Raw genomic sequence first — 25,098 nt, forward strand, 5'->3', positions numbered from 1 at the left:
TGGCTGGCCGCGTTCGGCAAGCTGCGAACCCGCTTCGAGCGCCGCATCGACATTCATGTCGCGCTGCTTTCCCTGGCTTGTTGTGTCATCTGTGCTCGCAACCTCCCTTTGTTTTGTTAGCCGCTCTTAGAACTTCAGCCTGGATTTCCTGCCAGGAACCCCAGGCAAGCACCAACGCGATCAGCAAGAAGAAGATCGCCGCCCCGAAGGCTTTCGCCAGCACATAGATGGTGACGGACTGGCCATTGACTGAGCGGATCGTCTCCACGGTCCCGTGATCTGCGCCAGTAGGCGAGTTCGCCGCTCCCGGTGCAGCCGCAGTTCCTATACTCCATCGCTCAATGTGCGGTAGTCCCGGTGCAGGTGCTCTTCCTGTCCTCTCGCTGACCAGAATTCCCGCATACCCCGCGCCTGCGCTAGGACCTGCAGGCCGGTGCCCGCTAAGCGACAGGACGGGGGGGGATCTCTCACCTCTGCATCTGCAGCCTGGCCGCAGATGGAGGGCGAAGCTGCTCGCCGGTATCTGGCGAGTATGAGATCGACCCAGGAAGGGCCAGCGATGATGGAAAAAACGACACGCTGTCGATGCTCGGCAAAGAGGCCGATTTTCATTTTTGGCCCTTCCAAAGGTCGCGGCGTTTGGGGCTTTATCTGGGGTTTTTGAGGCGTTTCGAGGCGGTTTCAGGCGGTCAAGACACGATCGCTTCCCTGGGTAGTTGGGGGACATCACTGGTTCAAGTCCAATCGCGCCTACAATACAGAAAGCCGCTTCAGGGAACCTCCGGGGAACTTGAAGCGGCTTTTGCGTTGCCGGCACCGTCCACAGCCTGTCCGCCTGGATGAAATACACCAACTTTCTCTTGACCGTGATCGCCGGCCTGCTGGCACTGGTGGCCTATGAACTGCACCTCCACCGCCCCGTGACGCTGGATGAGCTCAGTGGGCTGTCGGGCGAGGCGCTGGAGGCGCGGCGCGCGCAGATCCCGCTGGTCCGCGTGGACGGGCTGGACACCGACGACGAGAGCGATGGCGACAGTGCCGAGCAGGACAGTGGTCCGGTGCGCATGCATCGGTCCGAGGCGAAGGCAGTTCCGCCTTTCGGCCTGTTGGTGTCGGGGCCCTGAGCCTGCACGGCCAGCGCCGGTGCGTTCAGGATGTATGGCCTAATCGACGCTTGAGTTTTTTCAGTTTTTTCACTTGCAAGGAGCATCCATATGGGCAACAAGATCGTGACCGAAGCCGACCGCAAACGCGCCCCGGCCCCCGTGCCGCTTCCGGGCACCACGCTGACCGCGGCGGGCCGTGGCCAGCGCCGCAGCCTGGAGCGTGGATCGGCCACGCGCAGCAAGAAGAACCCTGGCAAGCGCGCCCACAAGGGCGGTTGAGTGGGGCGGGGCCCGGCATCCCTCGGTGGCCGGGCTCTCAGGGTTATCCTGCGGCAACGGGGAGGCGCCCCTTCCTAGAATGTGTTGCAGTGCAGAAAGTCCGGATGCTCCGGGCAGAGGAGTCTCCATTGCAACACCCCAAGTCGGCCGGCGGCGCTCCTGCGCAGCGCATCATCAAGAAATACCCGAACCGGCGTCTCTACGACACCACCACTTCAGCCTACATCACGCTGACCGAGGTCAAGCAACTGGTCATGGCGAGCGAATCCTTCGTGGTCCGCGATGCCAAGTCCAACCAGGACCTGACCCGCAGCATCCTGCTGCAGATCATCCTGGAAGAAGAGGCGGGCGGCGCGCCGATGTTCAGCGAAGCGGTTCTCGCCAACATCATCCGCTTCTACGGCCACGCCATGCAGGGATTCATGGGCGCCTATCTCGAGAAGAACGTCCAGGCCTTCACCGACATCCAGGCCAAGCTCGCCGAGCAGTCCAAGGGGCTTACGCCCGAGATGTGGGCGCAATTCATGAACATGCAGTCGCCGCTCATGCAGGGCATGATGGGCAACTACGTGGAGCAATCCAAGAACACCTTCCTGCAGATGCAGGAGCAGTTGCAGAAGCAGACCGAGCAGATGTTCGGCGCGTTCGGGCTCAAGCGCTGAAGGGCGTCGCCTGGCGCTCTGAATGGCCCTGTTTTGACGGCACCGCCCGCGGAACGGGGACAATGACGGGATGAGTGAAGTTCTCTCCCCCACGAAAATCACAGGTTCCGCGGCGCCCCGCGTCGGATTCGTGAGCCTTGGCTGCCCCAAGGCCCTGACCGATTCCGAGCTGATCCTGACCCAGCTCAGCGCTGAGGGCTACCAGACCTCCAAGACCTTCGAGGGCGCCGATCTCGTCATCGTCAACACCTGCGGCTTCATCGACGATGCGGTCAGGGAGAGCCTGGACACCATTGGCGAGGCGCTTGCCGAAAACGGCAAGGTGATCGTCACGGGCTGCCTGGGGGCGCGCAGCGGGGAGGGCGGCGGCAACCTGGTGCGCCAGATGCATCCCAGCGTGCTGGCGGTCACCGGGCCGCATGCCACGCAGGAGGTCATGGATGCGGTCCATCTGAATCTGCCCAAGCCGCACGACCCTTTCCTGGACCTGGTCCCCAATGCCATGGGCGAGGCCGGCGTCAAGCTCACGCCCAAGCACTACGCATATCTGAAGATCAGCGAAGGCTGCAACCACCGCTGCACCTTCTGCATCATTCCCTCGATGCGCGGCGACCTGGTGTCGCGGCCGATCGGCGACGTGCTGAAAGAAGCGCGGGCGCTGTTCGAGGGTGGTGTCAAGGAGCTGCTGGTGATCAGCCAGGACACCTCCGCCTACGGGGTGGACGTGAAGTACCGCACCGGCTTCTTCGACGGGCGACCGGTCAGGACGCGCATGCTGGAACTGGTGCAGGCGCTGGGCGAAATGGCCGAACCCTACGGCGCCTGGGTGCGGCTGCACTACGTCTACCCCTATCCGAGCGTGGACGAGGTGGTGCCGCTGATGGCGCAGGGCCTGGCCTTGCCCTACCTCGACGTGCCGTTCCAGCACAGCCATCCCGAGGTGCTGCGCCGCATGAAGCGTCCGGCCAGTGGCGAGAAGAACCTGGAACGCATCCTACGCTGGCGCGAGGCCTGTCCGGAGATCGTCATCCGCAGCACCTTCATCGCGGGCTTCCCGGGTGAGACGGAGGACGAGTTCCAGCACCTGCTCGACTTCGTGCGCGAAGCGCAGATCGACCGGGCCGGCTGCTTCGCCTACAGCGCTGTGGACGGCGCGGTGGCCAATGACATCCCGGGCATGCTGCCCCTGGAGGAGCGCGAGGCGCGCCGCGCGCGCTTCATGGCAGTGGCGGAAGAAGTCTCTGCCGCCAAGCTGCACAAGCGTATCGGCGCGACCATGCAGGTGCTGGTGGACTCCGCTCCCGCCATGGGGCGCAAGGGAGGCGTCGGCCGCAGCTATGCGGATGCGCCGGAAATCGACGGCACCGTGAAGCTGCTGCCGCCGGAGAAGCTGAGCAAGACCCTGAAGGTGGGCGAATTCACGCGGGCCCGCATCGTGGGCACGGATGGCCACGATCTGGTGGCGCTGCCTGTCTGAGCGCGCGCGGGCCCGCCGCGGCGTGCGCCTCACACCAGCATCAGTTCCTGTGACCGCAGCACCGATGGCCGTGGCTGGCGCCGCACGCGGTTGGCGGGATGGATCAGATACTTGCAGCCCAGCGCGGCCGCCGCGGCGCGCGAGCGCTCCTCATTGCGGCGACGCAGCTCCGTCAGCTCGTTGTCGGAAATGGTGTAGGCAGGCTTGTTCATGGTCTGTTCCCTGGTCGGTTGAGAAAGGCCCAGTTGGCGTGGAATGCAATGGTCTGGGTGATGTTCTCCTCGACAGCATCGTGGCGCCGGCAACCGCCCATGGGCGTAACCATCAGTTGCCCCGGCGTGGCGCCTGCGCCTGGGGCGCGCCCGCCCTGCGGGTGAGGGCATGCGTCACAATGGCGGCGAGACGCCCGCGGGTGGCCTCGCTCTTCTGCCACTTCTGGAGACACACGCTGTTCCACTTTTGCGGGTCTGTCTTTGACGCTGATGCGTCCGGGCGTGCCCTGAGGCTGTTGCCCGCCTGCGATGCCCGATGCGCAGCCGCCCGCATGGCGGCCGACAAGGAAAAAGCCCCGCAAATCGACGATTTGCGGGGCTTTCAAACCAAGAATCTTGGTGCCCAGGAGAGGACTCGAACCTCCACGATGTTACTCGCTAGTACCTGAAACTAGTGCGTCTACCAATTCCGCCACCTGGGCATTTCAGGAAAAACACGATTATATATACAGAAATGACGAAACAAAGCAGCATGCTCGAAGAATTTGTTGGAACAGTTCAAGGCCACCGTGACGGCCATGGTTTTCTGCTGCGGGACGATGGCGAATCCGACGTCTATCTGCCTGCCAACGAGATGCGCGCAGTGCTGCACAAGGACCGCGTCAAGGCGCGCATCGTGCGCCATGACCGCAAGGGGCGGCCCGAAGGCCGCGTGCTCGAGATCGTCGAGCGCCCGCCCCAGCCGATCATCGGTCGGCTGCTGCAGGAGAGCGGTGTCTGGCTGGTGGCGCCGGAGGACAAGCGCTATGGCCAGGATGTGTTGATCCCCAAGGGCGCGACCGGCGCGGCCAGGACCGGGCAGGTCGTGGTGGTCGAGCTCACCGAGCCGCCTGCGCTGTACGGCCAGCCCGTGGGCCGCGTCGTCGAGGTGCTCGGCGAGGTGGACGACCCCGGCATGGAGATCGAGATCGCCGTGCGCAAGTACGGCGTGCCGCATGAGTTCTCCGAGGAGTGCCTGGCGCTGGCCAAGGCGCTGCCCGACAAGGTACGCGCGCAGGACCGCCGCGACCGCGTCGATCTGCGCGACATTCCGCTGGTCACCATCGACGGCGAGGATGCGCGCGACTTCGACGATGCGGTCTACTGCGAGCCGGCCCGCGTCGGCCGTGGCAAGGGCTGGCGCCTGCTGGTGGCCATTGCCGACGTGAGCCACTACGTGCATAACGGCAACGCCATCGACATCGACGCCTACGAGCGCGCCACCAGCGTCTACTTCCCGCGCCGGGTGATCCCGATGCTGCCGGAGAAGCTCTCCAACGGCCTGTGCTCGCTCAACCCCGAGGTCGAGCGCCTGTGCATGGTCTGCGACATGCTCGTCACGGCCAAGGGCGAGGTGCACGCCTACCAGTTCTATCCGGCGGTGATGTTCAGCCATGCGCGCTTCACCTATACCGAGGTGGCGGCCATCCTGTCGAACACGCGCGGCCCCGAGGCCGCCAGGCGCAAGGAACGCGTGCCCGACCTGCTCAACCTGCACGACGTCTACCGCGCCTTGCTGGCTGCGCGCAGCGTGCGCGGCGCCGTGGATTTCGAGACCACCGAGACGCAGATCGTCTGCGACGAGAACGGCCGCATCGAGAAGATCGTGCCGCGCACCCGCACCGAGGCGCACCGCCTGATCGAAGAGGCGATGCTCGCGGCCAACGTCTGCAGCGCGGACTTCATCCTGCAGGGCGGCCAGCCCGGCCTCTACCGCGTGCACGAAGGCCCGACGCCGGAGAAGAAGGACATCCTGCGCAGCTACCTCAAGGCCATGGGCGTGGGCATGTCCATCAGCGACGATCCGGCGCCCGGCGAGTTCCAGGCCATCGCGCAGGCCACCAAGGAGCGCCCCGACGCGCAGCAGATCCACACCATGCTGCTGCGCTCCATGCAGCAGGCGATCTACACGCCGATCAACAGCGGCCACTTCGGCCTGGCCTACGAGGCCTACACCCATTTCACCAGCCCGATCCGCCGCTACCCCGACCTGCTGGTGCACCGGGTCATCAAGGCCATCCTGGGCAAAACCAAGTACCAGTTGCCCTCGCTGCCCACGCCGGGCGAAGCCCACGCCAAGCTCGCCAAGCGGCTGGCCCAGCGCGTCAAGCCGCCGTCGCAGAAGGTGGTCGCCCTGGCCGCCAGCCCCAAGGAAATGCTGGCCTGGGAGGCCGCCGGCCTGCACTGCAGCGCCAACGAGCGCCGCGCCGACGAGGCCAGCCGCGACGTCGAGGCCTGGCTCAAGTGCAAGTACATGCGCGAGCACCTGGGCGAGGAGTACGGCGGCGTGGTCACCGCCGTCACCAGCTTCGGCATCTTCGTCACGCTCGACGCCATGTACGTCGAGGGCCTGGTGCACATCACCGAACTCGGCGGCGAGTATTTCCGCTTCGACGAGGCGCGCCAGGAACTGCGCGGCGAGCGCACCGGCATCCGCTACGCGGTCGGTTCGCGCCTGCGGGTGCAGGTGAGCCGGGTCGACCTCGATGGCCGCAAGATCGACTTCCGGCTGGTGCGCGAGGGTGAAGACCTGCAGCCGCGCGCCATGCGCGAGAAGGGCGTGCGCGAGCCCGACGGCACGCCGGCCAGCGCCGCCGACAAGCGCGCCGCGCGCCAGCGCAAGGAGCAGGGGGCGGACTTCGCCGCCAGCGAGCCGCGCCTGCCGCCGCGCTCGCCGCTGCAGGCGCTCAAGGCCTCGGTCAAGAAGGCCGTGGCCAAGAGCAAGTCGCGCAAATCCCGGCGCTGAGAAGGCGCCGATCGAACCAAGCATCGGAGGAACTTTTCATGGCAGCAGACACCGCACCGCCACGCGGCGTGGCCATCGTCACCGGCGCGGGCACGGGCATTGGCCGCGCCGCCGCGCTGGCCCTGCTCGACGACGGCTGGCGCGTGGTGCTCGCGGGGCGCCGCGCCGCGCCTCTGGAGGAAGTCGCGGCGCTGGCGCCCGACGCCGCGCGCGTGCGCGCCGTGCCGGCCAATGTGGCGGACGAAGCCTCGGTCGCGGCCCTGTTCCAGGCTGCGGTGCAGGCCTTCGGCCGGGTCGACCTGCTGTTCAACAACGCCGGCACCAGCGCCACCAGCCCGATCGACGAGCTGAGCCTGGAGCGCTGGCAGGCGGTGGTCGACGTCAACCTCACCGGCATGTTCCTGTGCCTGCGCGAAGCCTTCCGCGTGATGAAGGCGCAGACGCCGCGCGGCGGTCGCATCATCAACAACGGCTCCATCTCCGCCACCACGCCACGGCCGCATTCCATCGCCTACACCGCCACCAAGCACGGCGTCTCGGGCCTGACCAAGACCGCCTCGCTCGACGGCCGCGCCTTCGGCATCGCCGTCGGGCAGATCGACGTCGGCAACGCGCTGACGCCGATGGCCGAGCGCATGGCGCGCGGCGTGCTGCAGGCCCATGGCGAGGTCGCCGCCGAGCCGGTGATGGACGTGCGCATCGTCGGTGAATCGGTGCGCTACATGGCCAGTCTGCCGCTGGAGGCCAACGTCATGTTCCACACGGTCATGGCCACCAAGATGCCCTTCGCCGGGCGAGGCTGAGAACTGCGGCGCTAGCGTCGCGCCAGCGCGCTGGCCGTCAGGGGCGCGCCGGGCGGCCACTGGTCGGCCAAGGCGCCGTGCCGGTAGACCGCCGCGACGGCTGCTGAAAAAGCGTCCGCACCCCGGGCCAGGCCGGCGCCCACCATGCCGGCCAGCACGTCGCCGGTGCCCGCGGTGGCCAGGCGGGCGTTGCCGGTGGGGTTGATCGAGGGCGCCTGCCGCGGCGCGGCCACGATGCTGCCCGAGCCTTTCAGCACCACGGTGCAGCCGCAGTCCTCGGCCAGCCTGCGGGCCGCGGCCAGCCGGTCGGCCTGGACCTCGGCGGCGGTCTGGCCCAGCAGGCGCGCGGCCTCCAGCGGATGCGGCGTGAGCACCGTGGGCTGGCCGGCCGCGGCGCGGCGGGCGAGCTGGCGGCGCAGTTGCGCGTCGGCCGCGATGGCGTTGAGCGCGTCGGCGTCGAGCACCAGCCGCGATGCCTCGCCGAGCACGCGCGGCAGCACGCCGCGCACCGCGTCGCCGCCGCCGCAGCCGCAGACCACGGCGCCGCTGCGCAGATCCAGCGCTTCCGTGCTGCGCAGCATCAGTTCGGGCTGCGCCGGGTCGATGCCGAAACCGGCGTTGCCCTCCAGCAGCGCCAGCAGCACCCGGCCGGCGCCCGCATGCAGCGCGGCGGTGGCCGCGAGCAGGGCCGCGCCGCTCATGCCGCGCCCGGCGCGCGCCAGCCCTTCGCCGCCGATCACGGCCACGTCGCCGTAGCTGCCCTTGTGCGAGGCATGCAGGCGGCGCTCCGGCCCCGCCGCGCCGGCCAGCCAAGCCGTGGGCGGGTGCCGTTGCGCGCCGCTGCCCAGGTCGTCGAACCAGACCGCACCGGCCATGTCGCGCCCCTGGGCGGTGAACAGGCCGGGCTTCAGGGTCAGCAGGCTCAGGGTGTTTTTTGCATGAAATAGGCCTCTAGCCCAGATAGTTCCTGGGCTTTCAGCTATCAATTTTGAGTTGAACGTGCCCGTGTCGGCATCCAGGCCCGAGGGAAGGTCCAGCGCCAGGACCGGCGCGCCGCATGCGGCCAGCGCGGCGATGGCCTGCTGCAGCCATGCGTCGGCGCGCCCGGGCGCCGCGCCGATGCCCAGCACGGCGTCGATGGCCAGGTCCTGCGCGCTCAAGGCGCCCGCCGCCGGCGGCGGCCCGAAGCGCACGCCCGCGTCCTGGGCGCGTTGCAGTGCGTGGCGCGCGTCCGGCGGCAGGCGCGCGGGCTCGGCCAGCAGCGTGACCCAGGCCGGCCGGCCGGCCTGCTGCAGCAGCGCCGCGGCCTCCAGCCCGTCGCCGCCGTTGTGGCCCGGCCCGCAGGCGATCCAGATGCTGCGCGCATGCGGCGCCAGGGCCTGCGCCAGCCGCGCGCTGGCATGGCCGGCGCGCTGCATCAGCGTGCAGGGCGGCAGGCTCTGCTGCAGGCGCCGTTCGATCTGCCGCGTGGCGGCGGTGTCGTGCAGGGCGTGGGGCTGCGCGGGGGTGATGCGGTCCATGGGCGTCCCGGGTGTTCAGCGGAAGCGCTGCGCTGAGAAGGCGTCCAGCGGCACGGCGGGCGTTTCTCCTGCCATCGCGTCGGCCACCAGCCGCGCCGCGCCGCAGGCGCCGGTCCAGCCATGGCCGCCATGGGCCAGGTGCAGCCAGACGCCGGGCGTGCCAGAGGCGCCCAGCAGCGGGCGACCGTCGGGCAGCACCAGGCGCTGGCCGTGCCACTCCTGCGCCAGCCCGCCCACTAGGCGCGCGGCGCCGGGGAACCAGGTGTGCAGCGCGCGGTACAGGGATTGCAGGGCGGTCTTGCGCTGCGCCTCGGAGGCGTTGCCGAAGTGCGCGGCGCCCGCCACGCGCACCCGGTCGCCCAGGCGGACGATGGTGGCGCCGCTGCCGGCGTCGACCACGGCGCTGCCGGGCGCATGCAGCGGCTCGCGGATCGGGGCGCTGACCGAATAGCCGTGCAGCGTGGCAAAGGGCAGATGCAGCCCGAGCGGCCGCAGCAGCGCCGGCGCCGCCGTGCCGGCACAGAGCACCACCGCGTCGCAGGGCCAGGGCGTGGAGTGGCCCTGCAGCCGCAGGGCGGGCGCGGCGCCGCCCTCCACGCGCTCCACCGTGGTGCCGAAGTGGAAGATGACGCCGTGGCGCTCGGCCTCGGCCTTGAGCAGCAGGGCGAACTGGCGGCAATTGCCGACCTCGTCGCCCGGCAGGTGCATGGCGCCGGCCAATGGCGTATCGGCATTGAGCCCGGGCTCGAGCGTGCGGATGGCGGCGGCGCCGGCCTCGTGGGCCGCCAGGCCCGCGCCGCGCAGGGCCTCCCAGAGCGGGGCCAGCCGCCGGCGCTCCTTGGCGCTGCGCATCAGCACCAGCACGCCGTCGGCGCGCTGGTAGTGCAGTTCGAGCGCGCCGGCCATCAGGCGCAGCCGCTCCTGGCTCAAGCGCGCCAGCGCCAGCCGGGCGTCGGTGCCGGCCGCCGCCTGCCGCGAGCCGTGCTGCCGGCGGCGCCAGCTCCAGGCGCCGGGCGAGGCCTCCCAGCCGCGCACCGGAATGGCCTCGCTGCCGAGATGGCCCACCATGCAGGCCGGGGCCACCAGGCCGGCATGGCCGAAGCTGGCCTCCTCGGCGGCGGCGCCGCGGCGTTCGAAAACGGTCACGGCGTGGCCGTCGGAGGCCAGTTCACAGGCGGTGGCGATGCCGGCCATCCCGGCACCGACGATGGCAATCTTCATGGATGTTCTGTTTGCAAGCCAAAAGTGCCTGAAGCCTAGGTAATTCCTGGGCTTCATGCTATCAATCTAGAGAGGATCGGAATGGCGCCGCGCCCCGCGCGCGGTGCTGCCGGAGGCAAGCCCGGGAAAACCCTGCATGCTATACTCTTTGGGTTTCACCGGGCCGCATCGGGCTGCCTGGCAGGAACAAATCGCAAACCAGTCCACCTCAAGGTGTTGCGCGCCCTGCGCAAATGAGGACTGGATTTCAGACCCAACCTTTGGAGATCACCATGTCCGTCACCATGCGCGAAATGCTGGAAGCCGGTGTCCACTTCGGCCACCAGACCCGCTTCTGGAACCCCAAGATGGCCCCGTTCATCTTCGGTCATCGCAACAAGATCCACATCATCAACCTGGAAAAATCGCTGCCGATGTTCCAGGAGGCGGCCAAGTTCGCCAAGCAGCTGTCCGCCAACCGCGGCACCATCCTCTTCGTCGGCACCAAGCGCCAAGCGCGCGAGATCGTGGCCAGCGAAGCGCAGCGCGCAGGCGTGCCCTACGTCGACCAGCGCTGGCTCGGCGGCATGCTGACCAACTTCAAGACGGTCAAGACCTCGATCAAGCGCCTGAAGGACCTCAAGGCCCAGCAGGAAGCCGGCCTCGAAGGCCTGTCCAAGAAAGAGCAGCTCACGTTCTCGCGCGAGATCGACAAGCTCGAGAAGGACATCGGCGGCATCCAGGACATGACCGCGCTGCCCGACGCCATCTTCGTGATCGACGTGGGCTACCACAAGATCGCCGTCGCCGAAGCCAAGAAGCTCGGCATCCCGCTGATCGGCGTGGTGGACTCCAACCACTCGCCCGAGGGCATCGACTACGTGATCCCCGGCAACGACGACTCGGCCAAGGCCGTGGCGCTGTATGCCCGCGGCATGGCCGACGCCGTGATCGAAGGCCGCACCAATGCGGTCAATGACGTCGTCAAGGCCGTCTCCAGCGAGAGCGGCGACGAATTCGTGGAAGTGGAAGAGGGCGCTGCCGCCTGATCGGCGCTTCCTGCCGCCAAGGAAGGGGCGTTGTCGCCCCTTTTTTTTAGCCGACAACGATGGTTTGAACTGAAGACGGAGAAATACTGATGGCTGCAATTACCGCAAGCATGGTCGCCGAACTGCGCGCCAAGACCGACGCCCCCATGATGGAGTGCAAGAAGGCCCTCACCGAGGCCGAAGGCAACATGGACAAGGCCGAAGAGCTGCTGCGCGTCAAGCTCGGCAACAAGGCCGGCAAGGCGGCTGCCCGCATCACCGCCGAAGGCGTGGTCGCCAGCTACATCGACGGCACCACCGGCGCCCTGATCGAGGTCAACAGCGAAACCGACTTCGTCAGCAAGAACGACAGTTTCATCGCGCTGGCCAAGGCCGCCGCCGAACTGGTCGCCAAGCACGACCCGGCCGACGTCGCCGCGCTGGGCGCGCTGTCCTACGAGCAGGACGGCTTCGGCCCGACGCTGGAGGACGTGCGCAAGGGCCTGATCGGCAAGATCGGCGAGAACATGTCCTTCCGCCGCTTCAAGCGCTTCGCCTCGGGCGCCAAGCTCGCGTCCTACCTGCACGGCACGCGCATCGGCGTGGTGGTCGAGTTCGACGGCGACGACACCGCCGCCAAGGACGTGGCCATGCACGTGGCGGCCATGAAGCCCGTGGCCCTGACCAGCGCCGACGTGCCTGCCGAGCTGATCGCCAAGGAGCGCGCGGTGGCAGAAGGCAAGGCCGACGAAGCCAACAAGGAACTGGTCGCCGCCGGCAAGCCCGCCCAGAGCGCGGAAATCACGGCCAAGCGCATCGAGGGTGCCGTGCAGAAGTACCTGAAAGAAGTCTCGCTGGCCGACCAGGTCTTCGTGAAGGCTGCCGACGGCAAGCAGACCGTGGCCCAGATGCTCAAGGCCGCCAGCACCAACGTGAAGGGCTTCACGCTCTACGTCGTAGGCGAAGGCATCGAGAAGAAGGTCGACGACTTCGCCGCCGAAGTCGCCGCGCAGGTCGCCGCCGCCAAGAGCGCCGCCTGAGGACGGGCCTGCCGCGGCGGACCCGCTGACGGGCCGCCGCGGCTGCTGCGCAGCTTTTCCGTATTCCAGAACAACATCAACGCATACCGCCTCAAGGAGTTCCCCATGCCCGCCGACCAGCCAGCCTACAAGCGCATCCTGCTCAAGCTGTCCGGGGAGGCGCTGATGGGAGACGATGCCTTCGGCATCAACCGCGCCACCATCGTGCGCATGGTCGGGGAGATCGCCGAGGTCACCCACATGGGCGTGCAGGTGGCCGTGGTGATCGGTGGCGGCAACATCTTCCGCGGCGTGGCCGGCGGTGCCGTGGGCATGGACCGTGCCACGGCCGACTACATGGGCATGCTCGCCACCGTGATGAACGCGCTGGCCCTGGCCGACGCCATGGACAAGCAGGGGCTGGTGGCCCGCGTGATGTCGGCCATCGCGATCGAGCAGGTGGTCGAGCCCTATGTGCGCCCCAAGGCGCTGCAGTACCTCGAAGAGGGCAAGGTGGTGGTCTTCGCGGCCGGCACCGGCAACCCCTTCTTCACCACCGACACGGCCGCCGCGCTGCGCGGTGCCGAGATCGGCGCCGAGCTGGTGCTGAAGGCCACCAAGGTCGACGGCGTCTACAACGCGGACCCCAAGCTCCACGCCGGCGCCACCCGCTACGCGCGCATCAGCTTCGACGACGCGATGGCGCAAAATCTCGGCATCATGGACGCCACGGCCTTCGCGCTGTGCCGTGACCAGAAGCTGCCGCTGAAGGTTTTCTCCATCTTCAAGCACGGCGCGCTCAGGCGCGTGGTCATGGGCGAAGACGAGGGTACGCTGGTCCACGTATGAAGCACGCGGGCGCCGGTCGCCCCAGCCTGAGCATCTCCGGAGAATCGACATGAGCATCGCCGACATCAAGACCAACACCGAAGCCAGGATGGACCAGTCCATCAACGCCTTCAAGAACAACCTCGCGAAGATCCGCACCGGCCGCGCCAACCCTGCGCTGCTCGATTCGGTGCAGGTGGACTACTACGGCTCGCCGGTGCCGATCAGCCAGGTGGCCAACGTGTCCCTGCTGGACTCGCGCACCATCAGCGTCCAGCCCTGGGAAAAGGGCATGGGCGCCAAGATCGAGAAGGCCATCCGCGAAAGCGACCTGGGCCTGAACCCGGCCTCCATGGGCGACCTGATCCGCGTGCCGATGCCGCCGATGAGCGAGGAGCGCCGCAAGGAAATGACCAAGCTGGTGCGCAACGAAGGTGAAAGCGCCAAGATCGCCGTGCGCAACCTGCGCCGCGACGCCAACGAGGCGGTGAAGAAGCTGGTCAAGGACAAGCATGTCTCCGAGGACGACCAGAAACGCGCCGAAGCCGACGTGCAGAAAGTGACCGACCGGCACATCGCCGAGGTCGACAGGCTCGTCGCCGCCAAGGAACAAGAAATCATGGCCGTGTAGCGATGAAACACCCCCAGGCTACGCGCTTCGCGTCTTCGCCCACTCCCTCGGGGGGGCACATCCTGCGGCTCGGCGGAGCCGGTTCCGCGGATGTTCGCGCATGCGGCGCGCCGGCTTCATGCGCCATGGGTGGCGCGCAGCGCCTGGGCGACTGAGATGAGTGCGGTGCCGCACCACGTCGCCATCGTCATGGACGGCAACGGGCGCTGGGCGTCGCGCCGCTTCCTGCCGCGCATCGCCGGGCATCGGCAGGGCGTGGAATCGCTGCGGCGCTGCGTGCGCCTGTGCGTCGAGCGCGGGATCGCGGTGCTGACCGTCTTCGCCTTTTCCTCCGAGAACTGGAACCGCCCGGCCGAGGAAGTGTCGGGCCTGATGGAACTGCTGGCCAAGGCTCTGGCGCGCGAGGTGCCGCAACTGCATGCCGACGGCGTGCGCCTGCATTTCGCGGGCGAGCGGCGCGGGCTGTCCGACAAGGTGCGGCGGGGGCTGGACGAGGCCGAACGGGCCACCGCCGGCAACCAGCGGCTGGTGCTCAACGTCTGCTTCAACTATGGCGGCCGCTGGGACATCGCCCAGGCGGCGCAGGCCCTGGCCGAACGCGGCGAGCCGATCACCGAGGAGGCGCTCAACCGCGCCATGGCGCTGGCCCACGTGCCCGACCCGGACCTGCTGATCCGCACCGGCGGCGAGCAGCGCATCAGCAACTTCCTGCTGTGGCAGGCGGCCTATTCCGAGCTCTTCTTCAGCGACCGGCTCTGGCCGGACTTCGACGCCGCCGCGCTGGACGAGGCGCTGGCCTGCTTCGCGCGGCGCGAGCGGCGCTTCGGCCAGACCTCCGCCCAGGTCGCTGCCGCCCTGGCCCCGCCGCCCGCGCGCGCCGCCACGGCCGCCGCCCTGGCCTCCCAGGTCTGAAGGGCCCCATGCTCAAGCAGCGCGTCATCACCGCCATCGTCCTGTTGGCCATCCTGCTGCCGGCGCTGTTCTATCCGTCGCCGCTGCCGTTCTGCGCCATCGCGCTGCTGATGATGGGCGCGGGCGCCTGGGAGTGGGGTCGGCTCAACGGCTGCGGCGGCGCGGGCGCGCTTGGCCTGGCGCTGGCCTGCGTGGCGCTGTGTGCCGGCTCCTGGGCGCTGGGCCTGCTCGGCCGGCCGCTTCCGCTGCTCTGGACCGTGGGCGGCGCGCTCTGGGTGCTGGGCGGCGCGGCGCTGCTGCGCGCGGGCGTGGCCGGCTGGCCCAGGCTGCCGCGCGCCCTGCGGCTGGCGGCCGGTCTGCTGGCGCTGTGGCTGGCCTGGCTGGCGGTGGCGCAGGCGCGCGTGATCGGCCCCAATTTCCTGCTGTCGGTGCTGGTGCTGGTCTGGGTGGCCGACATCGGCGCCTATTTCGCCGGCCGGGCCTTCGGCCTGCGCTTCACCCGCGCCAAGCTGGCGCCCTCCATCAGTCCGGGCAAGAGCTGGGAGGGGGTTTGGGGCGGCATGCTGGGCGTGCTGCTGCTGGCCTTCGTCTGGGTCGCGGCCGATGCTGCGCTGCGGGCTCCGGTGCCCAGCTTCTACAGCCGGCTGGCGGCGCACGGCACAGGGCTGATGGTGCTGGGCGTGCTTTTTCTGGCCGCGATGAGCGTGGCCGGCGACCTGATCGAGTCGCTGGTCAAGCGCAGCGCCGGCGCCAAGGACAGCAGCCAGTTGCTGCCCGGCCACGGCGGCGTGCTCGACCGGGTCGATGCCCTGTTGCCCACATTGCCGCTGGCGATGATGCTCTGCAGACCGCTGGCGTCGTAAACCACTGAATCCATGAACGAATCCCGCCGCCGCGTCACCGTACTCGGCTCCACCGGCTCCATTGGCGTCAGCACGCTCGACGTGCTGGCGCGGCATCCGGAGCGCTTCGAGGTGTTCGCCCTCAGCGCCGCGACCCAGGTGGACCTGATGCTGCAGCAGTGCGCGCGCTTCCGCCCGCGCTTCGCGGTGATGGCCGATGCGGCCGCGGCCGCCGTGCTGCGCCAGAAAATCGAGTCAAATGGGCTTGAAGCCCAGGTTCTGTCTGGGCTTGATGCTATTGAAATGATGGCATCCGATCCCGAGGTGGATCTGGTGATGGCGGCCATCGTCGGCGCTGCCGGCCTGGCGTCCTGCCTGGCGGCGGCGCGCGCGGGCAAGCGGCTGCTGCTGGCCAACAAGGAGGCGCTGGTGGTGGGCGGCGGCTGGTTCATGGAGGCGGTGCGCGCCGGCGGCGCCCGGTTGCTGCCGATCGACAGCGAGCACTCGGCCATCTTCCAGTGCCTGCCCGAAGACCCGGCGACCTGGAGCCGCCGCGTCGACCACATCCTGCTGACCGCCTCCGGCGGGCCGTTCCGTACCCGCGATCCGGGCACGCTGCGCGACGTGACGCCCGAGCAGGCGTGCGCCCATCCCAACTTCTCGATGGGCCGCAAGATATCGGTGGACTCGGCCACCATGATGAACAAGGCGCTGGAGGTGATCGAGGCGCGCTGGCTGTTCGACCTGGCGCCCGAGCAGATCCGGGTCGTGATCCACCCGCAGCAGATCATCCATTCGATGGTGCAGTTCTCCGACGCCTCGGTGCTGGCGCAGCTCGGCACCCCGGACATGCGCGTGCCGATCGCCTGTGGCCTCTCCTGGCCCGAGCGCATCGAGAGCGGCACGCCCCGGCTCGACTTCACGACGCTGTCGGCGCTGACCTTCGAAGAGGCCGATGCCACCCGCTTTCCGGGCCTGCACCTGTCCTGGCAGGCCCTGCGCGCCGTGCCGGGCACGACGGCCGTGCTCAACGCCGCCAACGAGGTGGCGGTGGCGGCGTTCCTCGCGCGGCGCATCCGCTTCGACCAGATCCACCAGCTCATCCTGGCCACGCTCGAGGCCGTGGCGCCGCCCCCGCTCGACTCGCTGCAGGCCCTGCTCGCGCTGGACGCGCTGGCGCGCGAAGCGGCCGAACGCTGCGCCGCACGGTTCGAGGCCTGATCCACCCAGAAGGGGATACCCATGCTGATGACCATCGTGGCTTTCATCGTGGCGCTGGCGCTGCTCATCGCGGTGCATGAATACGGCCACTACCGTGTGGCCGTGGCCTGCGGCGTGAAGGTGCTGCGCTTCTCGATCGGCTTCGGCCCGCCGATCCTGCGCTGGCAGCCCAAGGGTTCGCCGACCGAGTTCGTGGTGGGGCTGCTGCCCTTCGGCGGCTACGTGCGGATGCTGGACGAGCGCGAGGCGCCGGTCGCGCCCCAGGAGCGTGAGCAGGCCTTCAACAACCGCCCGCTGGCCCAGCGCGCGGCCGTGGTGGCCGCCGGCCCGGCGGCCAACCTGCTGCTGGCGGTGCTGCTATACGCCGCGGTCAACTGGGGCGGCGTGCAGGAGCCGCTGCCGGTGCTGCCGGCCCCGCCCGCGGGCTCGGTCGCCGCCGCTGCCGGCCTGCAGGGCGGCGAGCGCGTGCTGCGCGCGGGCTTCGCGGGAGACACGCCGCGCGAAGTCGCCTCCTTCGAGGATCTGCGCTGGATGCTGACCCGCGCCGCGCTCGACGGCCATGACCTGCAGCTCGTCACCACGCGCGCCGAAGGCCCCGGCGCCGAGCGCAGCATCGTCCTGGAACTGAGCCGCCTGCAGGCGCGCGACGCCAACCTGCAGATGTTCCGCGACATCGGCATCGTCGGCCCCTGGACGCCGCCGGTGCTCGGCGAGGTCAAGCCCGAGGGCGCCGCCGCGGCCGCCGGCCTGCTCCAGGGCGACGTGGTGCGCCGCATCGGCAGCACCCCGATCGGCGACGGCCAGCAGTTGCGCGAGGCCATCCGGGCCTCGGTGCAGGACGGCGAGCCGCGCACGCAGACCTGGCAGATCGAGCGCGAGGGCGAGTCGCTGTCGCTGCCGGTCACGCCGCAGGTGGTCGACGACAACGGCGCGAGCTTCGGCCGCATCAACGCCTTCGTGGGCGGGCAGCCGGCGATGCTGACCGTGCGCTACGGCCCCGTGGACGGCCTGGTGCAGGGCGTGAAGAAGACCTGGGAGGTGTCCTCGCTCACCCTGCGCATGATCGGGCGCATGCTCATCGGGCAGGCCTCCATCAAGAACCTGAGCGGGCCGCTCACCATCGCCGACTACGCCGGCAAGTCGGCCAGCCTGGGCCTGGTCCACTACCTGAGCTTCCTCGCGCTGATCAGCGTGAGCCTGGGCGTGCTGAACCTGCTGCCGCTGCCGGTGCTCGACGGCGGCCATCTGATGTACTACCTGTGGGAGGCGGTCACCGGGCGCGGCGTGTCCGAACTCTGGCTGGAGCGCCTGCAGCGCGGCGGCGTCGCGCTGCTGCTGATGATGACCTCCCTCGCGCTGTTCAACGACGTCGCGCGCCTTTTCGGTTGAGCCGCGTCCGTCATAATGCGGCGGGTTCCGGCGCCGCTCCGCCGCCGGGCCGGCGTCCGCCAGAGATCTGATCCATGAAGCAACACATCACCCGTTTCCGCCTGCGTTCCGTCTCGGCCGTGGCCGCGCTGCTCTTCGCGGCCCATACCGCCTGGGCGGTCGACCCGTTCACGGTGCGCGACATCCGCGTCGAGGGGCTGCAGCGCGTGGAGCCGGGCACCATCTTCGCGTCGCTGCCGTTCCGCATCGGCGACACCTACAACGACGAGAAAGGCTCGGGCGCCATCCGTTCGCTGTTCGCGCTCGGCCTGTTCAAGGACGTGCGCCTGGAAGTCTCCGGCGACGTGCTCACCGTCATCGTGGAGGAGCGCCCGACGGTGGCCGACGTCGATTTCGCCGGCACCAAGGAGTTCGACAAGGACACGCTGAAGAAGGCCATGCGCGACGTCGGCCTGACCGAAGGCCGCCCGTTCGACAAGGCGCTGGCCGACCGCGCCGAGCAGGAGTTGAAGCGCCAGTACATCAACCGCAGCCTCTATGGCGCCGAGGTCGTCACCACGGTCACGCCGATCGAGCGCAACCGCGTCAACCTCACCTTCACCGTCTCCGAGGGCGAGCCCGCCAAGATCAAGGACATCCGCATCGTCGGCAACAGCGCCTTCAGCGAATCCACGCTCAAGGGCCTGTTCGACCTCGATACCGGCGGCTGGCTGAGCTGGTACACCAAGTCCGACCGCTACTCGCGCGCCAAGCTCAATGCCGACCTGGAAACCCTGCGCTCCTACTACCTGGCGCGCGGCTACCTCGAGTTCCGCGTCGACTCCACCCAGGTGGCGATCTCGCCGAACAAGCAGGACATCACGATCACCGTCAACGTCACCGAAGGCCAGCGCTACGTGGTGTCGGGCGTGAAGCTCGAAGGCAACTATCTCGGCCGCGACGACGAGTTCAAGTCGCTGGTGAAGATCCGGCCCGGCGAGCCCTACAACGCCGACCAGGTCGCCGAGACCACCAAGGCATTCACCGACTACTTCAGCAACTTCGGCTTCGCCTTCGCCCGCGTCGAGGCCGTGCCCGAGGTGGACCGCGCCAACAACCGCGTGGCCTTCGTGCTGCAGGCCGACCCGGCGCGCCGCGCCTACGTGCGCCGCATCATGGTCAGCGGCAACAACCGCACGCGCGATGAGGTCATCCGCCGCGAATTCCGCCAGTTCGAGTCGTCCTGGTACGACGGCGACAAGATCAAGCTCTCGCGCGATCGGGTGGACCGGCTGGGCTACTTCAGCGAGGTCAACATCGACACGCAGGACGTGCCGGGCTCGCCCGACCAGGTCGACCTCGTCATCAACGTCACCGAGAAGCCCACCGGCAGCCTGCAGGTGGGCGCAGGCTTCTCCAGCGCGGAGAAGATCGCGCTGACCTTCGGCATCAAGCAGGAGAACGTGTTCGGCTCGGGCAACTACCTGGGCCTGGACATCAACACCAGCAAGTACAACCGCGCCATCGTGCTGAGCACGACCAACCCGTACTTCACGCAGGATGGCATCTCGCGCACCATCGACGTGTACCACCGCTCCACGCGTCCATACCAGGACCAGGGCGGCGACTACCGGCTGCTGACCTCCGGCGCCAGCATGCGCTTCGGCGTGCCGTTCAGCGAGACCGATACCGTCTTCTTCGGCGCCGGCGGCGAGCGCACCGAGATCAAGCCGGGCACCAACATTCCCGGCGCCTACCTGAAATACGCCGAGCAGGTCGGCTACGTGACCTACTCGCTGCCGCTGACCATCGGCTGGTCGCGCGACAGCCGCGACAGCGCCCTGGTGCCCAACCGCGGCCGCTACCAGCGCTTCAACTCGGAGCTCGGCGTCGCGGGCGACGCACGCTACGTGCGCGGCAACTACCAGTTCCAGCAGTACGTGCCGCTGAACAAGAAGTTCACGCTCTCCTTCAACACCGAGCTGGGCGCGGGCAAGGGGCTGGGCGGCCGGCCATTCCCGATCTTCAAGAACTTCTACTCGGGCGGCCTGGGGTCGGTCCGCGGCTTCGACCAGGGCACCCTGGGGCCGCGCGACGTGACCGGCTCGTCCATCGGCGGCACCAAGAAGTTCACGCTCAACACCGAGCTGACCGCGCCGTTCCCCGGCGCTGGCAACGACCGCACGCTGCGGCTGTTCGCCTTCGTGGACGTCGGCAACGTCTTCGGCGAGAACCAGCCGATTCGCGCCGGCGAGATGCGTGTCTCCACCGGCGTCGGCCTGAGCTGGATATCCCCTGTCGGCCCGCTGCGTCTTGCCTTTGCACAACCGGTGCGCAAGTTTGCCGGGGATAGAATCCAGAAATTGCAATTCCAGATCGGAACGTCTTTCTAATGAAATCCATCATCCGTCATTGCGCCGTTGGCCTGCTGCTGGGCTCGCTGGCGGCGACCGCATCCGCGCAATCCGAGGGATTCCGCGCAGGTTTCGTCAACACGGACCGCATCTTCCGCGAAGCCACCACGGCCAAGGCCGCGCAGGCCAAGCTCGAGCAGGAATTCTCCAAGCGCGAGAAGGATCTGATCGACCAGGGCGATGCCCTGAAGGCCGCCTCCGACAAGTTCGAGCGTGAGGCGCCCACCATGTCCGAGAGCCAGCGCACCGCGCGCCAGCGCCAGCTGGTCGACCAGGACCGTGACTTCCAGCGCAAGCGCCGCGAGTTCCAGGAAGACCTCAACGCGCGCAAGAACGAAGAGCTGCAGCAGGTGCTCGAGCGCGCGAACCGGGTGGTCAAGCAGGTGGCCGAGACCGAGAAGTACGACGTGATCCTCCAGGAAGCCGTCTACATCAACCCCAAGTACGACATCACGGACAAGGTGATCAAGGCCCTCAACGGCGCTGCCGGCAGCGGCAAGTAGGCGCCGGCCGGCCCTCGTCCGCCCGTGGCGCTCCCCCTCCATGCCATCGTGGCCGCGCTTGGCGGCGAACTGCACGGCGATGGGGGGCTGCTGATCCAGGGTCTGGCGCCGCTCGAAGCGGCCCGGCCGGGCCAGATCGCATTCCTGAGTCACCCCCGATATGTGCAACAGCTTGCAAGATCGCAGGCTGCCTGTGTCATCGTCGCACCGGCCTTGCGCGACGCCGCGCTCGCACGCGGGCCCTGCATTGTGGCCGATGCGCCCTATTACTACTTCGCGCGCCTCACCCAGTTCTGGAAGCGCCACCTGGGCCGGGCGCCGCGCGCCGGCGTGCATCCATCGGCCGTGGTCGATCCCGAGGCCTTGGTCGATCCGAGCGCATCGATCGGCCCCTTGTGCGTGGTGGAGCGCGGCGCGCACATCGGTGCCGGCACCGTGCTGGCGTCGCGCGTCACGGTGGGGGAGGACTGCCACATCGGCGCGCGCTGCATCCTGCACCCGGGCGCGGTGATCGGGGCCGACGGCTTCGGCTTCGCGCCGCATGAGGGGCGCTGGGAGAAGATCGAGCAGCTGGGCGCGGTGCGCATCGGCGACGACGTGGAGATCGGCGCCAACACCTGCATCGACCGCGGCGCGCTGGGCGACACCGTGATCGAGGACGGCGTGAAGCTCGACAACCTGGTGCAGATCGGCCACAACGTGCGCGTGGGCCGGCACACCGCCATGGCCGGCTGCGCCGGCGTCGCCGGCAGTGCGGTGATCGGCGCGCACTGCACGGTGGGCGGGGGCGCCGTGGTGCTGGGGCACCTGAGCCTGGCGGACCACGTGCACGTCTCGGCGGCCTCGGTGGTCATGCGTTCTATCCACAAGCCGGGCCAGTACACTGGCCTGTTTCCCATCGACGAGAATGCGAAGTGGGAGAAGAACGCCGCCTCCCTCAAGCAACTGCATGGGTTGCGCGAGCGCCTCAAGGCGCTCGAGAACAGAGAATCACCAGACACCCGCTGACCACCATGTTGGACATTCACCAGATCCTCAAACAACTGCCGCACCGCTACCCGATCCTGCTGGTCGACCGCGTGCTGGAGCTGGAGCAGGGCAAGAGCATCCGCGCGTTGAAGAACGTCACGATCAACGAGCCGTTCTTCACCGGCCACTTCCCGCACCGCCCGGTCATGCCGGGCGTGCTGATGCTGGAGGCCATGGCGCAGGCCGCGGCGCTGCTGGCCTTCGACACGATGGGCGTGACGCCCGACGACAAGACGGTGTATTACTTCGCCGGCATCGACGGCGCGCGCTTCAAGCGGCCGGTCGAGCCCGGCGACCAGCTCGTCATGGACGTGACGCTGGAGCGCATGAAGGCCGGCATCTTCAAGTTCAAGGGCGTGACGCGGGTGGGCACCGAGGTCGCCTGCGAGGCCGAGCTGATGTGCACCATGCGCAGCATCGCCTGAAGCGCCGCGGCCCTTGATTCCAGAGACCGTGACCGGCATCCATTCCACCGCCATCGTCGATGCGGCGGCCGAGCTCGACAGCTCGGTCAGCGTCGGCCCCTACACCATCATCGGCCCGCACGTGAGGATCGGCGCGGGCACCACGGTCGGCGCGCACTGCGTGATCGAGGGCCACACCACCATCGGCCGCGACAACCGCATCTTCCAGTTCAACTCGCTGGGCGCGATCCCGCAGGACAAAAAGTACGCGGGCGAGCCCTGCGAGCTGCGCATCGGCGACCGCAACACCATCCGCGAGTTCTGCACCTTCAACATCGGCTCGCCCGGCGGCGGCGGCGTGACCCGCGTGGGCGACGACAACTGGATCATGGCCTACGTGCATCTGGCGCACGACGTGGCCGTGGGCAGCCACACCATCTTCGCCAACAACTCGCAACTGGCCGGCCACGTCGAGGTCGGCGACTGGGTGATCCTGGGCGGCTTCACGGTGGTGCACCAGTTCGTGCGCATCGGCGCGCATGGCATGACGGCCATGTGCGCGCTGCTGTTCGCCGACCAGCCGCCCTTCGTGATGAGCCAGGGCCAGCCGGCCGGCGCGCGCTCGATGAACTTCGAGGGGCTGCGCCGGCGCGGCTTCTCGGCCGAGCGCATCGCGGCGGTCAAGGCCATGCACAGGGCGCTGTACCGCGAGGGGCTCACGCTCGAACAGGCGCAGGCGCAGATCGGCGCGCTGGCCGGGCGCTTCCCGCAGGCGCAGCCCGACGTCGACCTGATGCTCGGCTTTCTCGCCGGGGTGACGCCGCAGCGCGGCATCCTGCGCTAGCCGGCGCCATGAATGCGCCGTCCGCGCTGCCCGTCGGTGCTTCGGTGGCCGGCGCGGCGTCTCTTTCCTCCTACGCCATGCCGGTGGCGATGGTCGCCGGCGAGGCTTCGGGCGACCTGCTGGCCGGCCTGCTGCTCGATGGCCTGCAGGCGCGTTGGCCCGGCCTTGCGGCCCACGGCATTGGCGGGCCGCAGATGGCGCGGCGCGGCTTCGAGGCCTGGTGGCACAGCGACAAGCTCGCGGTGCACGGCTACAGCCTGGAAGTGCTGCGCCGCTACCGCGAGATCGTCGGCATCCGGGCCCGCCTGCGCGAGCGTCTGCTGGCGCAGCCTCCGCGGGTGTTCATCGGCGTCGATGCGCCGGACTTCAACCTCGACCTCGAAGCCTCGCTGCGCGCGGCCGGGGTGAAGACCGCGCACTTCGTCTGCCCCTCGGTCTGGGCCTGGCGCGCGCACCGGCTGGAAAAGATCCGGCGCAGCGCCGAGCATGTGCTGTGCATCTTCCCGTTCGAGCCCGCGCTGCTGGCGCAGCATGGCATCGCCGCGAGCTACGTGGGGCATCCGCTGGCCGGCGTGATCCCCATGGAGCCGGACCGCGCCGCCGCGCGCGCGCTGCTGGGGCTGGCGCCCGGGGATGCGGTGCTGGCGATCCTGCCGGGCAGCCGCAACTCCGAGGTCGCCTACCTGGCTGCGCGCTTCTTCGAGGCTGCAGCCCTGGTCCGGCGCCGGCATCCTGCTATGAAATTCATAGTTCCCGCTGTGCCGGCGCTGCGCAGCCGCATCGAGGCGGCGGTGGCCGCGGCCGGCATGGCGGGCCAGGTGCAGGTGGTGGCGGGGCAGTCGCACGCGGTGCTGGCGGCCTGCGACGCGACGCTGATCGCCAGCGGCACCGCCACGCTGGAGGCCGCGCTGTTCAAGCGGCCGATGGTGATCGCCTACAACATGCAGTGGCTGTCCTGGCGCCTGATGGCGCCCAAGCGGCTGCAGCCCTGGGTCGGCCTGCCCAACATCCTGTGCCGCGACTTCGTCGTGCCTGAGCTGCTGCAGGACGCGGCCACGCCGCAGGCGCTCGCCCACGCGGTGCTGGCGTGGTTCGAGGCTCCGGAGAAAATCGCGGCCCTGCAATCCCGTTTCACTGCGCTGCACCACGAGCTGCGGCGCGACACTCCCTCTCTTGCTGCCGATGCGATCCAGACGCTCCTCTCTGCCTGAACAGGCGACCCTGTCCTGGGACGTGCCCGGCCTGGTCGCCGGCGTGGACGAGGCCGGGCGCGGCCCGCTGGCCGGCCCGGTGGTGGCCGCCGCCGTGATCCTGGACGACAGCCGTCCGATCCGCGGCCTGGCCGATTCCAAGAAGCTCACGGCGTTGCGGCGCGAGCGCCTCTATGACGAGATCCGCGACAAGGCGCTGTGCTGCTCGGTGGCCGAGGCCTCGGTCGAAGAGATCGACACGCTCAACATCCTGCAGGCCACCCTGCTGGCCATGCGCCGCGCGGTGGACGGCCTGCGGCTCAAGCCGGCCAAGGTGCTGGTCGACGGCAACCGCCTGCCGTCGCTGGACGTGCTGGCCGAGGCCATCGTCAAGGGCGATGCGCTGGTGAAGGCGATCTCCGCCGCCTCGATCCTGGCCAAGGTGCACCGCGACCGCCTGTGCGAGCGCCTGCACCTGGAGTTCCCGCACTACGGCTTCGCCCAGCACAAGGGCTATGGCACGGCCGAGCACCTGGCCGCCCTGCAGGCGCACGGGGCCAGCCCGCACCACCGCCGCTCGTTCGCGCCGGTGGCGCGGGTGCACGTCGCCTCCCTCGCGCCGCTGCCGGTGCCCGCGTGCGCGCTGCTGCGGGCCGAGCCGGTCGTCACCCCTGTCTCTTATACACATCTGTTGGAAAGAGGGGGGGGGGGGGGGGGGGGGGGGGGGGGGGGGGGGGGGGGGGGGGGGGGGGGGGGGGGGGGGGGGGGGGGGGGGGGGGGGGGGGGGGGGGGGGGGGGGGGGGGGGGGGGGGGGGGGGGGG

23 protein-coding genes, 1 tRNA gene and 2 pseudogenes are annotated in these 25,098 nt (G+C 69.1%); 22 read left to right on the plus strand and 4 right to left on the minus strand.

Annotation, left to right across the window (positions count from 1 at the left end; all coding sequences use genetic code 11):
- From JHD63_RS14720 to rimO, 5 genes and pseudogenes are all read left to right on the plus strand, one after another.
- Nucleotides 1–120: pseudogene (locus JHD63_RS14720) on the plus strand (IS5/IS1182 family transposase); the annotation flags it as partial.
- A gap of 719 nt (nucleotides 121–839) precedes the next feature.
- The gene (locus JHD63_RS14730; RefSeq protein WP_198971573.1) at nucleotides 840–1,124 is read left to right on the plus strand and encodes a hypothetical protein; all 285 of its coding nucleotides are present in this window, start codon (nucleotides 840–842) and stop codon (nucleotides 1,122–1,124) included.
- A gap of 90 nt (nucleotides 1,125–1,214) precedes the next feature.
- On the plus strand, nucleotides 1,215–1,385 hold the full coding sequence (locus tag JHD63_RS14735; RefSeq protein ID WP_198971574.1) for a hypothetical protein: 171 nt from the start codon (nucleotides 1,215–1,217) through the stop codon (nucleotides 1,383–1,385).
- A gap of 104 nt (nucleotides 1,386–1,489) precedes the next feature.
- A complete protein-coding gene (gene phaR / locus JHD63_RS14740; protein ID WP_198971575.1) occupies nucleotides 1,490–2,047 on the plus strand; it encodes a polyhydroxyalkanoate synthesis repressor PhaR in 558 nt (185 codons plus the stop codon).
- 70 nt (nucleotides 2,048–2,117) lie between these two features.
- Entirely contained in the window at nucleotides 2,118–3,524 is a 1,407-nt protein-coding gene (rimO, locus tag JHD63_RS14745; protein ID WP_198971576.1) for a 30S ribosomal protein S12 methylthiotransferase RimO, read from the plus strand.
- A 29-nt stretch (nucleotides 3,525–3,553) separates the two neighbouring features.
- Here the strand turns inward: rimO and JHD63_RS14750 are convergent, their stop codons facing one another.
- Together JHD63_RS14750 and JHD63_RS14755 are read right to left on the minus strand one after the other, a co-directional pair.
- Entirely contained in the window at nucleotides 3,554–3,736 is a 183-nt protein-coding gene (locus JHD63_RS14750) for a hypothetical protein (RefSeq protein WP_198971577.1), read from the minus strand.
- Between the two features lie 397 nt (nucleotides 3,737–4,133).
- Nucleotides 4,134–4,218, minus strand: a tRNA-Leu gene (locus tag JHD63_RS14755).
- 50 nt (nucleotides 4,219–4,268) lie between these two features.
- Between JHD63_RS14755 and rnr the strand changes: the two genes are divergently transcribed.
- Together rnr and JHD63_RS14765 are read left to right on the plus strand one after the other, a co-directional pair.
- Nucleotides 4,269–6,521, plus strand: a complete 2,253-nt coding sequence (rnr, locus tag JHD63_RS14760; protein ID WP_233168194.1) for a ribonuclease R — start codon at nucleotides 4,269–4,271, stop codon at nucleotides 6,519–6,521.
- A gap of 38 nt (nucleotides 6,522–6,559) precedes the next feature.
- Nucleotides 6,560–7,324 (plus strand): SDR family oxidoreductase, encoded by a 765-nt coding sequence (locus JHD63_RS14765; RefSeq protein WP_198971579.1) that lies wholly within the window; start codon nucleotides 6,560–6,562, stop codon nucleotides 7,322–7,324.
- 11 nt (nucleotides 7,325–7,335) lie between these two features.
- On the opposite strand, the gene JHD63_RS14770 is transcribed toward JHD63_RS14765, so the two are convergent.
- Both JHD63_RS14770 and JHD63_RS14775 read right to left on the minus strand, forming a co-directional pair.
- Nucleotides 7,336–8,844: an NAD(P)H-hydrate dehydratase gene (locus tag JHD63_RS14770; protein WP_198971580.1), complete on the minus strand. Its 1,509-nt coding sequence runs from the start codon at nucleotides 8,842–8,844 to the stop codon at nucleotides 7,336–7,338.
- 15 nt (nucleotides 8,845–8,859) lie between these two features.
- Entirely contained in the window at nucleotides 8,860–10,065 is a 1,206-nt protein-coding gene (locus JHD63_RS14775) for an FAD-dependent oxidoreductase (protein WP_198971581.1), read from the minus strand.
- Between the two features lie 272 nt (nucleotides 10,066–10,337).
- On the opposite strand from JHD63_RS14775, the gene rpsB reads away from it, so the two are divergent.
- The 15 genes and pseudogenes from rpsB to rnhB all read left to right on the plus strand — a co-directional run.
- Nucleotides 10,338–11,093: a 30S ribosomal protein S2 gene (gene rpsB, locus JHD63_RS14780; RefSeq protein ID WP_198971582.1), complete on the plus strand. Its 756-nt coding sequence runs from the start codon at nucleotides 10,338–10,340 to the stop codon at nucleotides 11,091–11,093.
- Nucleotides 11,094–11,182: 89 nt separating this feature from the next.
- Complete coding sequence (gene tsf, locus JHD63_RS14785) at nucleotides 11,183–12,112, plus strand: translation elongation factor Ts (RefSeq protein WP_198971583.1); 930 nt, start codon at nucleotides 11,183–11,185, stop codon at nucleotides 12,110–12,112.
- Between the two features lie 105 nt (nucleotides 12,113–12,217).
- Complete coding sequence (pyrH, locus tag JHD63_RS14790) at nucleotides 12,218–12,940, plus strand: UMP kinase (protein ID WP_198971584.1); 723 nt, start codon at nucleotides 12,218–12,220, stop codon at nucleotides 12,938–12,940.
- Between the two features lie 49 nt (nucleotides 12,941–12,989).
- Nucleotides 12,990–13,550 carry a ribosome recycling factor gene (frr, locus tag JHD63_RS14795; RefSeq protein WP_198971585.1) on the plus strand — a complete coding sequence of 187 codons (561 nt, stop codon included), beginning with the start codon at nucleotides 12,990–12,992 and terminating at the stop codon, nucleotides 13,548–13,550.
- 156 nt (nucleotides 13,551–13,706) lie between these two features.
- A complete protein-coding gene (gene uppS / locus JHD63_RS14800; RefSeq protein ID WP_198971586.1) occupies nucleotides 13,707–14,462 on the plus strand; it encodes a polyprenyl diphosphate synthase in 756 nt (251 codons plus the stop codon).
- An 8-nt stretch (nucleotides 14,463–14,470) separates the two neighbouring features.
- Nucleotides 14,471–15,325, plus strand: coding sequence for a phosphatidate cytidylyltransferase (locus JHD63_RS14805; RefSeq protein WP_198971587.1), 855 nt, complete (start codon nucleotides 14,471–14,473; stop codon nucleotides 15,323–15,325).
- A 12-nt stretch (nucleotides 15,326–15,337) separates the two neighbouring features.
- The gene (ispC, locus tag JHD63_RS14810; protein WP_198971588.1) at nucleotides 15,338–16,525 is read left to right on the plus strand and encodes a 1-deoxy-D-xylulose-5-phosphate reductoisomerase; all 1,188 of its coding nucleotides are present in this window, start codon (nucleotides 15,338–15,340) and stop codon (nucleotides 16,523–16,525) included.
- Nucleotides 16,526–16,546: 21 nt separating this feature from the next.
- On the plus strand, nucleotides 16,547–17,914 hold the full coding sequence (gene rseP, locus JHD63_RS14815; RefSeq protein WP_198971589.1) for an RIP metalloprotease RseP: 1,368 nt from the start codon (nucleotides 16,547–16,549) through the stop codon (nucleotides 17,912–17,914).
- 74 nt (nucleotides 17,915–17,988) lie between these two features.
- A complete protein-coding gene (gene bamA, locus JHD63_RS14820; RefSeq protein ID WP_198971590.1) occupies nucleotides 17,989–20,286 on the plus strand; it encodes an outer membrane protein assembly factor BamA in 2,298 nt (765 codons plus the stop codon).
- Nucleotides 20,286–20,810 (plus strand): OmpH family outer membrane protein, encoded by a 525-nt coding sequence (locus JHD63_RS14825; protein ID WP_198971591.1) that lies wholly within the window; start codon nucleotides 20,286–20,288, stop codon nucleotides 20,808–20,810. Before bamA ends, JHD63_RS14825 begins: the two co-directional genes overlap by 1 nt.
- A 24-nt stretch (nucleotides 20,811–20,834) precedes the next feature.
- On the plus strand, nucleotides 20,835–21,818 hold the full coding sequence (lpxD, locus tag JHD63_RS14830) for a UDP-3-O-(3-hydroxymyristoyl)glucosamine N-acyltransferase (RefSeq protein WP_198971592.1): 984 nt from the start codon (nucleotides 20,835–20,837) through the stop codon (nucleotides 21,816–21,818).
- Between the two features lie 5 nt (nucleotides 21,819–21,823).
- Entirely contained in the window at nucleotides 21,824–22,264 is a 441-nt protein-coding gene (fabZ, locus tag JHD63_RS14835) for a 3-hydroxyacyl-ACP dehydratase FabZ (RefSeq protein WP_198971593.1), read from the plus strand.
- A gap of 28 nt (nucleotides 22,265–22,292) precedes the next feature.
- Nucleotides 22,293–23,087 (plus strand): acyl-ACP--UDP-N-acetylglucosamine O-acyltransferase, encoded by a 795-nt coding sequence (lpxA, locus tag JHD63_RS14840; protein ID WP_198971594.1) that lies wholly within the window; start codon nucleotides 22,293–22,295, stop codon nucleotides 23,085–23,087.
- A gap of 89 nt (nucleotides 23,088–23,176) precedes the next feature.
- Nucleotides 23,177–24,298, plus strand: coding sequence for a lipid-A-disaccharide synthase (gene lpxB / locus JHD63_RS14845; protein ID WP_198971595.1), 1,122 nt, complete (start codon nucleotides 23,177–23,179; stop codon nucleotides 24,296–24,298).
- Nucleotides 24,270–24,872: pseudogene (gene rnhB / locus JHD63_RS14850) on the plus strand (ribonuclease HII); the annotation flags it as partial. The gene lpxB and the pseudogene rnhB, both read left to right, overlap by 29 nt.
- Between the last annotated feature and the right edge of the window lie 226 nt (nucleotides 24,873–25,098).

This window comes from Xylophilus sp. ASV27 (genome assembly GCF_016428875.1).
Taxonomy (GTDB): Bacteria; Pseudomonadota; Gammaproteobacteria; order Burkholderiales; family Burkholderiaceae_C; genus Xylophilus.

Coding starts and splice junctions, on each gene's coding strand:
- JHD63_RS14730 (WP_198971573.1), top strand. CDS start 840: ATGAAATACACCAACTTTCTCTTGACCGTGATCGCCGGCCTGCTGGCA.
- JHD63_RS14735 (WP_198971574.1), top strand. CDS start 1,215: ATGGGCAACAAGATCGTGACCGAAGCCGACCGCAAACGCGCCCCGGCC.
- phaR (WP_198971575.1), top strand. CDS start 1,490: ATGCTCCGGGCAGAGGAGTCTCCATTGCAACACCCCAAGTCGGCCGGC.
- rimO (WP_198971576.1), top strand. CDS start 2,118: ATGAGTGAAGTTCTCTCCCCCACGAAAATCACAGGTTCCGCGGCGCCC.
- JHD63_RS14750 (WP_198971577.1), bottom strand. CDS start 3,736: ATGAACAAGCCTGCCTACACCATTTCCGACAACGAGCTGACGGAGCTG.
- rnr (WP_233168194.1), top strand. CDS start 4,269: ATGCTCGAAGAATTTGTTGGAACAGTTCAAGGCCACCGTGACGGCCAT.
- JHD63_RS14765 (WP_198971579.1), top strand. CDS start 6,560: ATGGCAGCAGACACCGCACCGCCACGCGGCGTGGCCATCGTCACCGGC.
- JHD63_RS14770 (WP_198971580.1), bottom strand. CDS start 8,844: ATGGACCGCATCACCCCCGCGCAGCCCCACGCCCTGCACGACACCGCC.
- JHD63_RS14775 (WP_198971581.1), bottom strand. CDS start 10,065: ATGAAGATTGCCATCGTCGGTGCCGGGATGGCCGGCATCGCCACCGCC.
- rpsB (WP_198971582.1), top strand. CDS start 10,338: ATGTCCGTCACCATGCGCGAAATGCTGGAAGCCGGTGTCCACTTCGGC.
- tsf (WP_198971583.1), top strand. CDS start 11,183: ATGGCTGCAATTACCGCAAGCATGGTCGCCGAACTGCGCGCCAAGACC.
- pyrH (WP_198971584.1), top strand. CDS start 12,218: ATGCCCGCCGACCAGCCAGCCTACAAGCGCATCCTGCTCAAGCTGTCC.
- frr (WP_198971585.1), top strand. CDS start 12,990: ATGAGCATCGCCGACATCAAGACCAACACCGAAGCCAGGATGGACCAG.
- uppS (WP_198971586.1), top strand. CDS start 13,707: ATGAGTGCGGTGCCGCACCACGTCGCCATCGTCATGGACGGCAACGGG.
- JHD63_RS14805 (WP_198971587.1), top strand. CDS start 14,471: ATGCTCAAGCAGCGCGTCATCACCGCCATCGTCCTGTTGGCCATCCTG.
- ispC (WP_198971588.1), top strand. CDS start 15,338: ATGAACGAATCCCGCCGCCGCGTCACCGTACTCGGCTCCACCGGCTCC.
- rseP (WP_198971589.1), top strand. CDS start 16,547: ATGCTGATGACCATCGTGGCTTTCATCGTGGCGCTGGCGCTGCTCATC.
- bamA (WP_198971590.1), top strand. CDS start 17,989: ATGAAGCAACACATCACCCGTTTCCGCCTGCGTTCCGTCTCGGCCGTG.
- JHD63_RS14825 (WP_198971591.1), top strand. CDS start 20,286: ATGAAATCCATCATCCGTCATTGCGCCGTTGGCCTGCTGCTGGGCTCG.
- fabZ (WP_198971593.1), top strand. CDS start 21,824: ATGTTGGACATTCACCAGATCCTCAAACAACTGCCGCACCGCTACCCG.
- lpxB (WP_198971595.1), top strand. CDS start 23,177: ATGGTCGCCGGCGAGGCTTCGGGCGACCTGCTGGCCGGCCTGCTGCTC.